General features: G+C 58.7%; 13 protein-coding genes. 5 read left to right on the plus strand and 8 right to left on the minus strand.

Going from position 1 to position 13,268, the window contains the following annotated elements; genetic code table 11:
- Positions 1-91 precede the first annotated feature (91 nt).
- A complete protein-coding gene (locus tag CLV87_RS14575; protein WP_099246503.1) occupies positions 92-1,384 on the plus strand; it encodes an MFS transporter in 1,293 nt (430 codons plus the stop codon).
- Between the two features lie 13 nt (positions 1,385-1,397).
- Here the strand turns inward: CLV87_RS14575 and CLV87_RS14580 are convergent, their stop codons facing one another.
- The 5 genes from CLV87_RS14580 to CLV87_RS14600 form a co-directional block, all read right to left on the minus strand.
- On the minus strand, positions 1,398-2,186 hold the full coding sequence (locus CLV87_RS14580) for a squalene/phytoene synthase family protein (protein ID WP_235871937.1): 789 nt from the start codon (positions 2,184-2,186) through the stop codon (positions 1,398-1,400).
- Positions 2,187-2,198: 12 nt separating this feature from the next.
- Entirely contained in the window at positions 2,199-3,815 is a 1,617-nt protein-coding gene (cimA, locus tag CLV87_RS14585; RefSeq protein WP_099246505.1) for a citramalate synthase, read from the minus strand.
- Positions 3,812-5,230, minus strand: coding sequence for a cysteine--tRNA ligase (gene cysS / locus CLV87_RS14590; RefSeq protein WP_099246507.1), 1,419 nt, complete (start codon positions 5,228-5,230; stop codon positions 3,812-3,814). Before cysS ends, cimA begins: the two co-directional genes overlap by 4 nt.
- Positions 5,231-5,399: 169 nt before the next feature.
- Complete coding sequence (locus CLV87_RS14595) at positions 5,400-6,299, minus strand: DMT family transporter (protein WP_235871938.1); 900 nt, start codon at positions 6,297-6,299, stop codon at positions 5,400-5,402.
- A 75-nt stretch (positions 6,300-6,374) separates the two neighbouring features.
- The gene (locus CLV87_RS14600) at positions 6,375-6,755 is read right to left on the minus strand and encodes a VOC family protein (RefSeq protein WP_099246511.1); all 381 of its coding nucleotides are present in this window, start codon (positions 6,753-6,755) and stop codon (positions 6,375-6,377) included.
- 85 nt (positions 6,756-6,840) lie between these two features.
- On the opposite strand from CLV87_RS14600, the gene soxR reads away from it, so the two are divergent.
- From soxR to CLV87_RS14615, 3 genes are read left to right on the plus strand one after another with little or no spacing between them, the layout of a single operon-like run.
- Positions 6,841-7,299 carry a redox-sensitive transcriptional activator SoxR gene (gene soxR / locus CLV87_RS14605; protein WP_099246513.1) on the plus strand — a complete coding sequence of 153 codons (459 nt, stop codon included), beginning with the start codon at positions 6,841-6,843 and terminating at the stop codon, positions 7,297-7,299.
- A gap of 18 nt (positions 7,300-7,317) precedes the next feature.
- The gene (locus CLV87_RS14610) at positions 7,318-7,662 is read left to right on the plus strand and encodes an MmcQ/YjbR family DNA-binding protein (RefSeq protein ID WP_099246515.1); all 345 of its coding nucleotides are present in this window, start codon (positions 7,318-7,320) and stop codon (positions 7,660-7,662) included.
- A complete protein-coding gene (locus tag CLV87_RS14615; protein WP_099246517.1) occupies positions 7,659-8,345 on the plus strand; it encodes an alpha/beta hydrolase in 687 nt (228 codons plus the stop codon). Before CLV87_RS14610 ends, CLV87_RS14615 begins: the two co-directional genes overlap by 4 nt.
- Positions 8,346-8,448: 103 nt before the next feature.
- Here the strand turns inward: CLV87_RS14615 and mltG are convergent, their stop codons facing one another.
- The 3 genes from mltG to CLV87_RS14630 form a co-directional block, all read right to left on the minus strand.
- Positions 8,449-9,603, minus strand: coding sequence for an endolytic transglycosylase MltG (gene mltG, locus CLV87_RS14620; RefSeq protein ID WP_099246519.1), 1,155 nt, complete (start codon positions 9,601-9,603; stop codon positions 8,449-8,451).
- 6 nt (positions 9,604-9,609) lie between these two features.
- Entirely contained in the window at positions 9,610-10,872 is a 1,263-nt protein-coding gene (gene fabF, locus CLV87_RS14625; RefSeq protein WP_099246521.1) for a beta-ketoacyl-ACP synthase II, read from the minus strand.
- 290 nt (positions 10,873-11,162) lie between these two features.
- On the minus strand, positions 11,163-11,963 hold the full coding sequence (locus CLV87_RS14630; RefSeq protein ID WP_099246523.1) for a glycosyl transferase: 801 nt from the start codon (positions 11,961-11,963) through the stop codon (positions 11,163-11,165).
- A 239-nt stretch (positions 11,964-12,202) separates the two neighbouring features.
- Between CLV87_RS14630 and rsgA the strand changes: the two genes are divergently transcribed.
- A complete protein-coding gene (gene rsgA / locus CLV87_RS14635; RefSeq protein WP_235871939.1) occupies positions 12,203-13,234 on the plus strand; it encodes a ribosome small subunit-dependent GTPase A in 1,032 nt (343 codons plus the stop codon).
- Positions 13,235-13,268 lie beyond the last annotated feature (34 nt).

A 13,268-nucleotide genomic window follows, 5' to 3' on the forward strand; every position in this document is an offset into this window, starting at 1 on the left:
GTCTCATTCAGGGCGGTATGCTCAGTTACTTTGTATTGATACACACATTCAGTACTTGTTATATAGGTCAACTCCCCTTACCCCTTTCGCCATGACAGATGCGACCCAAATCCCCGATGATCGTCAAGCCAAGCGCAATGTGACCGTCCTGGTCATGGCCTCGGCTGTTCTGGGTTCTCAGATGCCGATGATCTTTACCGTTGGCGGTCTGGCCGGGCAGCAATTGGCCCCGAACCCGTGCTTTGCCACCCTGCCGATTTCCTTCATCGTTTTGGGCTCGATGCTGGCGGCGACACCGGTCTCATCTTTCATGCAAAGCCATGGGCGGCGCGCGGGTTTCCTGTTGGGGGCGTTTATGGGCGCGCTTGGCGCGGCAGTGGCTGCGCTGGGGTTGTATCAGGCCAATTTCGTCATCTTCCTGCTCGGCAGCCTGGTGACCGGGGTCTACATGTCGGCGCAGGGCTTTTACCGCTTTGCCGCTGCTGACACAGCTTCGGATGATTTCCGCCCCAAGGCGATTTCCTATGTCATGGCCGGTGGCTTGCTCGCAGCAGTGATTGGCCCGCAACTTGGCAATTTCTCGTCGCTGGCCTTTGGACCAATCCCATTCTTCGGGACGTATATTGCCGTCGCGCTTTTGAACGCCTTTGGCGCGATCCTGTTCCTGTTTCTGGATATCCCAAAGCCGGAAAAGCCCGCATTGGACGCACCGCAAGGTCGAACCCGGCTTGAGATGTTGCGCACGCCGCGCATTGCCGTGGCGATCATCGCCGCCATGGTTTCCTATGCGCTCATGAACCTTGTCATGACCTCAACGCCACTGGCTGTCGTCGGCTGCGGCCTGACCGGAGAAACCGAGCTGCCCGACTATCTGGTCAACATGGTGCCCGAGGGCACGCTGCGCGAACAGTTCACCTTTATCGCAGGATATGTGGTGACGGCGCATGTGCTGGCCATGTTCGCTCCGAGTTTCTTTACCGGACATCTGATCGCGCGCTTTGGCGCGGAAAAGATCATTGCAACCGGTCTTGTGATCCTTGCCGGGGCGGGGTTTGTCGCGTTGCAGGGCGTCGCGCTGGAAAACTTCTTCATTGCGCTGATCCTGCTGGGGTTGGGCTGGAACTTTGGCTTTATCGGGGCCACTGCCATGCTCGCCAGTTCGCATAGCGCTGAAGAGCGCGGCCGTTTGCAGGGTATGAATGACCTGATCGTATTTGGCGGCGTGACCGTGGCGTCTTTGGCGTCGGGTGGGTTGATGAATTGCTCAGGCGGCTCTGCCCAAGCAGGTTGGGCGGCGGTGAATATCGCCATGGTGCCATTCCTGATGCTGGCCGGTGCTGCTTTGATCTGGCTGGTTCTGCGCCCCAAAGACCAACTGGCATAACCCGAAGGCCGCGTTACCAGCGCCCGGTCTGAGACACCCATAATTTGCGCCAGCGTTGCGCTGCCTCTGACGGCATCAAAGTGCCCGCAGCCACCAGATGCGGTTGCGTCGCTGCGCGTTTCAGGATTGGGCGCGCCATCCATCCAGACAGCAAAGCGGCGCGTGCGGCTTGGGGGACTGCTCCGCGGAATTTGCGCGCCTCTACCAGCTTTTCCAGCCCCTTTTGCGCCAATGCGCGCACGGCCTCTGGCCGACCATCCACCAAAGGCACGCGCCCTGCCGCCTCAAGCTCGGGCACCGCCGTCAGGAAACTGGCCAAGCCCGAAGCCCAGCCCAGCGCATAGGCGGTGCGGTCATCCGTGTCGCCCAGCGCCGCCGCTGCGGCCTGCATCAGCAAGCCAGAGGTGTTGCCGATAAAATCCTCGAACGCGGCCTGATCCTCAAACGTATCGCGGTAAATGTCCCAGCGTCGCGCCAGCACCAGATCATCCAGACGCTTGGCCATGTCGCGCGGCAAAACCATCGCCAAAGGGGTCACCACCTCGTGACGACGCACCAGGCCCCCTTCGGCAATCTCGGCCAAGGCATCACGCCACCATTGCAGGCGCATTTCGGCGATCATGTGCTCTTGTGTAACCCAAGGGGCACGGCTGACCTCGACATTCATGGCATAGATCGGGAACAGCACGGCACGCGCCGCCACCGGTACCGCCATCACGGCCTGAAACCGCTCTGGGTCGCCCTTTTCAACGATCTGCGCGCAGGCGACGAGATCGGGATTGTCGATAAAAGGATCGTTCAACGCCCTGCCCCCTTAGGCCGCGCCGTCGCGCACCAGTTTCCAACGCACGGCGTCCAACAGTGCCTCGAACGAGGCATCAACTATGTTGGCACTGACGCCGACGGTGGCCCAGCGCCGCCCCTGCCCGTCTTCGCTGTCGATGATCACGCGGGTGACGGCCTCAGTGCCGCCTTGGGTTATGCGCACCTTGAAATCGACCAGACGCATATCGTCGATCACCGATTGATAGCGCCCCAGATCTTTGGCCAAGGCACGGGCCAAGGCATTCACCGGCCCCCGGTCGCTGCCATTCTCATCCATGCTTTCGGAAACCGAGAGCTTTTTGACACCATCAACCTTGACCACAACCACCGCCTCAGAGAGCGAGACCATCTGGTTATACTTGTTCTTGCGCCGCTCAATGGTCACGCGGTAGCGTTTGACCTCAAAGAACTCAGGCAGCTGTCCCAAAGCCTCGCGCGCCAACAGCTCGAACGAGGCCTGTGCGGTGTCATAGGAATAGCCCAGCGCCTCGCGTTCCTTGACTTGATCCAGGATCAAGCCCAGCGCCGGGTGATCTTTGGGAACCTCCAAACCGGCCTCGGCCAGGCGTTTGCGCAGATTGGACTGCCCGGCCTGATTAGACATAGGCACAATGCGGCGATTGCCGACCAGTGAGGGGTCGATATGCTCATAGGTCGAGGGATCTTTGAGGATCGCACTGGCATGCAGCCCGGCCTTATGGGCAAAGGCCGACGCCCCGACATAGGGGGCTTGTTTCATCGGCACCCGGTTCAGGATCTCGTCCAGCATACGGCTGATGCGGGTCAAGCTTTCCAGGCCGTCCTGATTGACGCCAACCTCAAAGGTCGAGGCATAGGGTTCCTTAAGCAGGAGCGTCGGGATAAGCGTTGTTAAATTGGCATTGCCGCACCGTTCCCCTAGCCCGTTCAGTGTGCCCTGAATCTGGCGCGCGCCCGCATCGACCGCCGCCAGGCTACAGGCCACGGCGTTTTCGGTGTCATTATGGGTGTGAATGCCCAACCGGTCGCCGGGGATGCCAGAGGCGATGACATCATGCACAATCTGCCCGACTTCTTGCGGCAATGTCCCGCCATTGGTGTCACAGAGCACGATCCAGCGGGCATCGGCCTCGTAGGCGGCCTTTAGCGCCGCCAAGGCGTAATCCGGATTGGCCTTATAGCCGTCAAAAAAATGCTCGGCGTCAAACAGCGCTTCGCGCTTCTGTGCACGAATATGGGCGATTGAGGCCCGAATATTCTCGAGATTTTCCTCGAGCGTGATGCCAAGCGCCTTGGTGACGTGGAAATCATGGCTTTTGCCAACCAGACAGACCGCACCGGTTCCGGCGTTCAAAACAGCCGCCAGCACATCGTCATTTTCGGCTGAGCGTCCGGCGCGTTTGGTCATGCCAAAGGCGGTCATCTGCGCCCGGGTCTTGGGGGCGGTGTCGAAAAACGCGCTGTCAGTCGGGTTGGCCCCGGGCCAGCCGCCCTCGATATAATCCACACCCAATTCATCCAGCGCCGCGGTGATGCGCAGTTTCTCATCGGTGGAAAACTGCACCCCTTGGGTTTGCTGCCCGTCGCGCAGAGTGGTGTCGTAAAGGTAGAGCTTTTCACGCGTCATGTGATATTCTCCAGCTTGGCGGCATCAAAGCCCGCCCCCGGCACAAGTTCGACTCCGGCTTTGGACATGCGCACCTCAACCCCGGCCTCGATCAAGGCCGATTTCATTTGGTCGACAGCGGAAAAATCCTTGGTCTCCATTGCCGTCGCGCGGACAGCCGCCAGTTTTTCTGCCAGATCGGACAGGTCAACCGACACCTTATCCCAACCGCCCAACTCTTCCGTCAGCAAGCCAAGGAACTGCGCCGAGGCCAGCATGGCCCCCTTTTCGTAAAAGCAGTCCTTCTGCGGGTTATCCGCGATCTCTCGTGCCATGGTGTGCAACACCGCAATACCGCCGGCGACGTTGATGTCATCGCTGACCGCATCGACGACGCGTTGATCGACCCCCGTCGGCTCGGCCCCTTGCAGCAGATCGCGCCATTTGCGCAGGGTCGCCTCGGCGTCTTGGCGTTTCTTCTCGGTCCAATCCATCGGCTTGCGATAATGGGTCGACAGCATCACAAAGCGGATCACCTCGCCCGGAATGCCCTGATCCAGAAGATCGCGCACGGTAAAGAAGTTGCCCAGGGATTTGGACATCTTCTTGCCCTCAACCTGCAGCATCTCATTATGCAGCCAATAGCGGGCAAACTCCGCCTCTGGATGGGCGCAGCAGCTTTGTGCAATCTCGTTTTCATGATGGGGGAAGCTCAGGTCGTTGCCGCCGCCATGAATGTCGAAACTCGCGCCCAGCAGCTCATGGCTCATGGCTGAGCATTCGATATGCCAGCCCGGACGGCCACGTCCCCAAGGGCTGTCCCAACCGGGCAGTTCATCGCTTGAGGGTTTCCACAGCACGAAATCCATCGGGTCTTCTTTGAACGGAGCCACTTCGACCCGTGCGCCCGCGATCATGTCATCAACGGAACGGCCCGACAGCTTGCCGTAATCGGCATAGCTGCGCACCCGGAACAGCACGTGCCCTTCGGCGGCATAGGCGTGATCCTTGGCGATCAGGTCCGAGATCATTGCCTGCATCTGCCCGATATATTCGGTCGCACGCGGTTCATGATCGGGACGCTCGGCCCCCAGCGCGTCCATATCCTGATGATACCACGCGATGGTCTCGTTCGAACGCTCTGTCACCAGTTCTTCGAGCGTGCCTTTGGCCCCGGCCTCTTTGCGCGCCAAAGCAGTTGCGTTGATCTTGTCATCCACATCGGTGAAGTTGCGCGCATAGGTGACGTGATCCTTGCCATAGACATGGCGCAGCAGGCGTTGCAGCACATCAAACACCAAAACCGGGCGCGCATTGCCCAGATGAGCGCGGTCATAAACCGTCGGCCCACAGACATAGAGCCGTACATTCTTGGGATCGATCGGCTCAAACCGCTCTTTTTTGCGCGTTTTGCTATTGGTGAGGAAAATGTCCATGGCTCATGTCCTTCGCAGGGTCGCGGCGGGCTTAGCAAGTCTGGTTCAGAAAGAGAAGCTTTGAAACAAGAACAGGCCCGCCAATATCGGGCCCATAACCGGCAACCCGACTATGTCAGGTGATAATGCAACAGATGATGGTGCGGGTCTTGTTCATAACGGCTTTTTGTCAGGGCTTGGGGCGCGGGTCAAGGCTGGTCTTTTGAAACGTCACCAAAAGCGCGGCACCGGTGATGGCACAAACCCCAAGCAGGCCAAGTGGGCCGGGCCATTGGGAAAAAATCAGAATGTCAAAGCCCAAGGCCCAGACCAGCCCGGTAAAGTCAAACGGAGCCAATGCGCTGACCGGGGCGCGGGCAATGGCCTCATTGGCGGTGATATGCCCTGCTCCGCCCGCCAGCCCAGCAAGGCACAGCCACCCCAATGCCTCAGCGCTGAGAGATACCCAGCCAAACGGCCATGTCAGCAACCCGGCAGCCGCCGATAGCAGGGCAAAGTAAAAGGCAATGGAAGAGCTGTTTTCGCTTTCGGTCATGCGTTTCGTATGCACCCGGACAAAGGCCATTGTCCCCGCATAGGTCAGCCCGGCCATGATCCCGATCAAGCTGCCCTGCCCGCCAAGATCCAGCGCCTCCCAAAGCAGGGCAATCACCCCAGCAAAGCCCAGCCCCACGGCGGCAATGACCGGCCCGGTCAGGCGCTCGCCCAAGAGAAAGGCCGCCAAAGGCAGGGTCAAAACCGGGGCGAGATAGGCAAGCCCCTGCGCATTGGCCACCGGTAGATAGGCCAAAGACAGAAAGCTCATGACCATCGAAAACACGCCAAAACCGCTGCGGGTCACATGCAGCATTGGCCGCTTGGTGCATAAGCCCCTTGGAAACTGGCCGAGCCAGATCAGATAGAAACAAATCGGCAGCAAAGCCAGGGCCGAGCGCCAGAACATGATCTGTCCGACCGGAACGGTTTTGGCAGCCCCATGGACAGCAGCGGACATCACCACCATCAACAAAGCCGCCAACAGACGCAGGCCCACAGCCTGCAGAAAACGCTTATCCAGGTCAAATTTCAATGCGATGCCACCCAAATTGTTAGCGCTAACTATTTTCATTGAGTGACATGGCAAGGCGTCAAACGCAAGCCGGGATTAGGCGTAACTGACCATTTCATATTCGATCCCGTCGGGACCATCGAAATAGAACCGCCGACCGGGTTCATAATCGCCGTGGTTATGCGGGACATAGCCCAAGGCGGCGACTTTCTCTTCAACCGCATCAAGGTCTTTGACCACAATCCCGATATGGTTCATCGCCCCTTCCAGCGCATAGCGTTGTGCCCGTCCAGCGAGATCGCCCTTGGGGGCATATAGCGCCAGATATGTCTCATCGCCGCCGACATGCACTGTGTAACCGTCATCCTTGGCCGCGCCTTCCCAGCGCGTCTTCCATCCCAGCAAGGTTTCAAGAAATTGCGCGGTGGCCTTTGGGTCAGGCACGGTGAAATTCACATGTTCCAGTTTGGCTTGCATTGCTGCCTCCTTTTCAAACTGGCCTCAAGGTAATTCTTCAAGTAAACTTGAGGTCAAGAAGTAAGAAATGTTTTAGGTCAATAAGATGCGCGCAAGAGATTTGACAATTGGGCAAGTGGCCGACCGGACTGGCCTTGCTGCATCAGCCATTCGCCACTACGAATCCGAAGGGTTGGTACACCCTTATCGAAATGCCTCGGGGCAAAGGCGGTTTTTGCGGTCGGACATTCGCCGCCTGTCCTTTATCCTGATTGCCCAGCAGTTGGGTTTCACCCTGACCGAGATCCGCGAGCAACTGGCCCCCCTGCCCGCAAATAAAGGCCCGACCAAATCCGATTGGAGCCGTATGTCGCGCAGGTTCGGCAAGGTTTTGGACGAACGCATCGCAATGATGAACCGGCTGCGTGACCGGTTGGATGGCTGCATCGGCTGCGGCTGCTTGTCTCTGGAAAACTGCGAACTCTACAATAATGAGGACCGTCTGGCCAAACGCGGCACTGGGCCCCGTTATGTGATAGACGAAGCAGTGGACGATACCGAATAGACATGACACTCTGCCGACATGACACGTGATTTGGTAAACGACATTTGCAAGGCGCTGCCGGGCGCGGAATGGTCCGACCCTTGGGGTGGCGGCCACGATGCCTGGAAGGTTGGCGGCAAGATGTTCGCCTGTATCGGGGTCAGCAATGATGGCGTATCGGTCAAGACCCCGTCGATTGAGGATGCCCAGCTTTTGATCGAAATGGGCCGCGCGACCAAAGCCCCCTATTTCCATCGCAGCTGGGTGCGCATCGATTGGGGCGCTTTGGACGAGGCCGAGCTGCGCGACCGGATTGAAACCTCGTACCAACTGGTCTTTTCGGGCCTGACCAAGAAGCTGCAGAAAGAGATTTCCGGCGCATGACACCGCTTTACCTGCATGGGCTTCCTGGCTCGGCGGCAGAACTGGCTCTTGGCCTCCCCAATTTGCCCGTTTTGGACCGCGCAGCCCCCAGCTTTGCGCAACTGGCAAATGCTTTACCAGCTGGCCCTTTGCATCTGATCGGCTTTTCCCTTGGGGCAGCCTGCGCTTTACGGTTGGCCGCTTTGGCTCCGAACAAGATCGGTAAGCTGACCTTAATCTCACCCGCTGCCCCTTTGGAACTGGGCGAATTCCTTCCGAAAATGGCCGGGGCTCCGGTTTTTCGCGCGGCGCGATCTCATGCACAACTGTCGGTGCTGACCGCCGTGCAATCCACCCTGGTTCGGTTTTCACCCGCCCGCATGACTCGAATGCTGGCCAAAGGTGTCTCCGAGGACGAAGCGCAACTGATCACCTCAAAACCAGTTCAAACCGCGGTGCAAGAGGGTCTGACCACGCATAAGGCCACTTACCTCAGAGAAATCTCAGCCTATGTGCAGCCTTGGGCGCAGCACTTGGGTCATGTCACCTGTCCAGTGGCATTGAATCACGGCAAGGCTGATACTTGGGCCCCAATAGAAATGTCCGAGGCTCTGGCCGCGAGGTTGCAAAACGCAACCCTTCACGCCCTTCCCGACCTTGGGCATTACGGCGCGTTGCAAGCAACTCTTCGCAACATCCAATAGCCTGGATCACCATCTCGCGACACACAGCCCGAAAAGGGAACCGCCCCCAAATTCCATCCATGGAATTTGCAAATTCCGTTGACGGAATTTGTCAGCGCTTGCCTTACTGGTTTGCCCGTTCCAACGCGCGGTAGGCCGCCACGTTGCGATTGTGTTCATCCAACGTCACCGCAAAATTGTGACCGTCACGCGGGTCCAAAGTCTTGGCCACGAAGAAGATGAAATCCGTGCTTTCCGGGTTCAAAGCCGCCTCAATGCTGGCCCGGCCCGGATTGGCAATCGGGGTCGGTGGCAAGGCTGGAATGACATAGGTGTTAAAAGGCGTCGCTTTGCGCAGTTCCGATTGGCGCAAGCCGCGCCCAAGGGTCCCCTCGCCTTTGGTGATACCATAGATCACAGTCGGGTCGGTTTGCAGACGCATGCCCTTGTCCAGACGATTGACAAACACACTGGCAACCAAACCGCGTTCACCATCGCCTCCGGTTTCCTTTTCCACGATCGAGGCCATGATCAGCGCCTCTTCTGGCGTGGCATAGGGCAAGCCGTCGGCTCGGTTTTCCCAGGCACGGGCCAGGATCAGTTCCTGCGCCTCTTTCATGCGTGTCAGAACACTTTCGCGGCTGTCACCGGGGACAAATTCATAGCTGTCCGGGGCCAAGGCCCCCTCGGCGGGCTGTTCGGCCTCGCCTTCAAGGATATCAATGGATTTCAGCGCGTTAGTAATCTGCCAGCTTGTGACCCCCTCGGCCAAAGCAATGCGATAGCGGGTGTCCGAGCGGTTCAGAACCGCTTTATAAACCTCCGGTGCCTCGCCTTCGGCCGGGTTAAAACTGGCCTTTTCCTCATAGCGGCCGCTCGCCGGATTGATCTCGCGCACTTGCACGCTGGCGCGCGTTACACCGATCCGAAATACCACTTCGGTCCCACAGGTCGATGCGCCACCCCGCGTGATCACATCGGTGATTTCAGACATGGACGCCCCAGGCGCAACGAGATAGCTGCCTGCCTTCAACGCTTGGGATTTATTGGTGTAATCAGCGCCGAGCCGAAAGATCGAGCCATTTGAAACCGCGCCTTGGGCTTCCAATGTCTTGGAGACCTTGAACATGGTGGTGCCGCGCGGAACCTCAACGCAGATGGCCTGCGTCAAAGGCCCCTTGTCCACATATTCATTCTGCGCCCAGAGCATCACCCCGGCCAAAACAAAGACCGCGACGACCAGAAAGGTCAACGCGTTGGACGCGAGGCTCCGCCACATCTGAGCTTACTCCACCTTACCGAAAATCACGCTGGCATTGGTGCCGCCAAAGCCAAAGCTGTTGGACAGCGCATAGGTGATCTCGCGCTCATGCTTGGCTTTCGCGGCCAGGTTCAGCGGGGTGTCCACCGCCGGATTGTCCAGGTTCAGCGTCGGAGGCGCAACCTGATCCCGGATCGCCAGGATCGAGAAGATCGCCTCAATCGCGCCCGCAGCGCCCAAGAGGTGCCCCGTGGCCGATTTGGTCGAGGACATGGTGGCTGTCGCCGCAGCATCCCCCAGCAAACGCTCAACCGCGCCCAGCTCAATAGTGTCCGCCATGGTCGAGGTGCCATGCGCGTTGATGTAATCAATCGCGCCCGCCTCGATCCCCGCATCCTTCAGCGCCGCGCGCATGGAGCGTTCACCACCCTCGCCATCCTCAGATGGCGCTGTGATGTGATAGGCATCACCGGACAAGCCATAGCCGCAAACCTCAGCGTAAATCTTGGCCCCGCGCGCCTTGGCATGCTCATATTCTTCCAGAACGACAACGCCCGCGCCCTCACCCATAACAAACCCATCACGGTCTGCATCATAGGGGCGGCTTGCGGATTTGGGATCATCCGCGCGCTTGGTGCTCAGCGCTTTACAGGCGTTAAAGCCCGCAATGCCGATCTCGCAAATCGCGGCCTCGGCCCCACCGGCAACCATGACATCCGCATCACCATATTTGATCAAACGAGCCGCATCGCCAATCGCATGCGCGCCGGTTGAACAGGCGGTCACAACTGCATGGTTCGGCCCTTTGAAACCGAACTTGATCGAGACATTGCCCGAAATCAGGTTGATCAGCGCGCCGGGAATAAAGAAGGGGGACACGCGACGTGGTCCACGCTCTTTGATCATCACGGCAGTCTCGGCAATCGAATTCAACCCGCCAATGCCTGAGCCGATCATCACGCCAGTGCGCTCGCGCGCCTCTTTGTCTTCCGGTTCCCAACCGGAATCCTTCACCGCCTGAATCGCAGCCGCCATACCGAACAGGATGAATTCGTCGATCTTACGCTGCTCTTTCTTGTCGAGCCAATCGTTGGGGTTAAACGTCCCATCGCTGCCATCGCCATAAGGCACTTCGCAGGCGTAATTTGTTGCCAGATGGTTGGCATCAAATTTGCTGATCGTACCAGCGCCCGATTGCCCGTCCAACAAACGAGACCAGGTCTCCTCGACTCCGCAAGCCAATGGGGTAACCAGTCCTAGACCGGTAACAACGACACGACGCGCCATGGGTTTGCCCTTTCCTCAATCTCTCTTGACCCGCTCTTACCCTGTCTGCCCGCCAAGGGGCAAGGGTTCGCAGAATATCACGGCAAAGCTTTGCCTTTTCAAAGCGCGCCCTCTTGGGAAAAGTGACCCTTTGTGTTTCTTCTTGGCCCCAAATATCCCGGGGAGTCCCGAGCTCGCTCGGGACGGGGCAGCGCCCCTCAACAGGTGTTTCCAGCGCTCTGCTCACAGCAACCACCCCCAAATTCCATCAATGGAATTTGCAAATTCCGTCAACGGAATTTGGGCGCGCCTCAGGCCCAGTCTTCGCCCAAATCCGCGCGAGCCCGATCAATCCAGTGATCCTTGAGCCAAGCACAAGGTTTGGATCGGCGAATGAACGAGTCCGTATAACCTTCAACCGCCTGCGGCATCTTGGGACGACCGTGGAAGCACACCACTTTCGCCGCCTCTGGCAGCTCCGGCCCGCGCAGATAGTTCATTGGAAACGGGTTACAGTCATACTTGAACGATACCACCCAATCCCCTGGGATATATGTGAAAACACCATTATCCATCGCCTTATGCGAGGTATAGCGCTGCTCACTGCCACGCGCCTTTTCCACCTCGGCATAAGGGTTGGCTGCCAGATCGTTATACAAAAACGCATGCGCCTCGGGATCAAAACGAAACACCGATCCATGCCCGGTTGGCCGCCCTTTTCGGGCCTCGGTCCAGTCATGGCGCATCGCGATTGTCCCCGGGGCGAGATCGTGGATGTCGTCCAGCGATCCGGTGATCACCACATCCAGATCAAAGCCCAGTACCGGCCCTTTCAGATCCGGTACCAAACCGGGTTTGAACAGGGACACTTTGCGCATCGCCCCCTGGCGATTGGCCACCGCCAAAGCTGCGTTCATCGGCTCAAGAAACGGTTCAACCGGCAGATCGATCACCTCGATATCCGGGTGCAAGCCTTCGCTCACCTCGGTCATGCAAATGAACCGAACCGGGCGCGACATGTTGCGCCGCACCCCGGAATAGAGCCGATTGACATATTCCGGACCAAACAGCGTGCCCCATTTGATGCACATGATATTGACGGGTTGTGTCATCCCTGCCCTCGCACTGAAGTGTTGCCCCGCCATAACAATGCGCGCCGCGAAAGGCCAGAACCCCTTGCCGCCGCCAGCGCAGCGCGCTACCCACAACCCAACGAAACCCGATGATCGGAGGAATTATGGAGATTGTATCCACCCTCCGGGCTGCACATCACTGATCGTGCAACCCGAGCAAGCCTTGCCACCTGCCCATCCGGCCGGGGGTTCACGCATGCCTTATCAGGGTTAAACCATTGACTAATCATACACTTGCCGACCTCGGATGGTCGGATCATTTTGCCCGCCAAATCGATGAAACCATGGTGGATCTCACCCCTGCGCGCATCCATGAGGTGCAGCGCGATCTTTTGCTGGTGCTGACCGAGACCGGCCCCAGCACGGTTATTCCGGTGGAAAGCGCCGGTGAATATGCCGTGGGCGATTGGGTGCTCAGCGACGGTGTCAAAGCCGTGCATCGGCTCGACCCGATTTCGAATCTCACCCGCAAGGCGGCGGGCCATGTATCTTATCAACAGCGCATCGCCGCCAATATCGACACAATCGCCATCGTCACCAGCTGCAATGCGGATTTCAACATCCCGAGGCTTGAACGCTACTTGGCCATGGTCAGCAGCGCCGGAGCCATGCCTTTGGTTTTGTTGACCAAAGCCGACCGCTGCGAAGATCCGCGCGATTATCAACGTCAGGCAGAACGGATCTCGCCCTTGGTGACAGCCATCGCCTTGAACGCCAAGAACCCAGAGGATGTGGCGCAGCTCATTCCCTGGTGCAAATCAGGGCAAACACTTGCGCTGATCGGTTCCTCTGGCGTGGGCAAAACCACCTTGCGCAACTCGCTGACCGGCGGGGAAGCTGAAACGCAGGCCATTCGCGAGGATGATGCCCGCGGTCGTCACACCACGACTCACCGCTCGCTGGTGCCCACGCCGTATGGCGGCTGGTTGATCGACACGCCGGGCATGCGCGAATTGCAACTGGCCGGGCAAGAGGACGGCATCAGCGCGGTTTTCGAGGATATCGAGCAGCTCGCCACGCAGTGCAAGTTCAACGATTGCGCCCATCAGGGCGAGCCTGGCTGCGCCGTTCAGGCGGCAATCGAGGCAGGAGAGCTGGACGCGGATCGTCTGGAACGCTGGCGCAAACTCAAGCGCGAGGATGAGATCAATTCCGAGAGCATCGCGCGCCAACGCGCTCGAAACAAGGCCTTTTCCAAGATGGTAAACAAAACTGTCCGAGGGTCAGCCAAACGCAAAGGCCGGCGCTAAGGCAAGCCAGAGCCTGCCTGCCCCAACCGGGCAG

This window comes from Pelagimonas phthalicica (assembly GCF_004364805.1).
Lineage (GTDB): Bacteria > Pseudomonadota > Alphaproteobacteria > Rhodobacterales > Rhodobacteraceae > Pelagimonas > Pelagimonas phthalicica.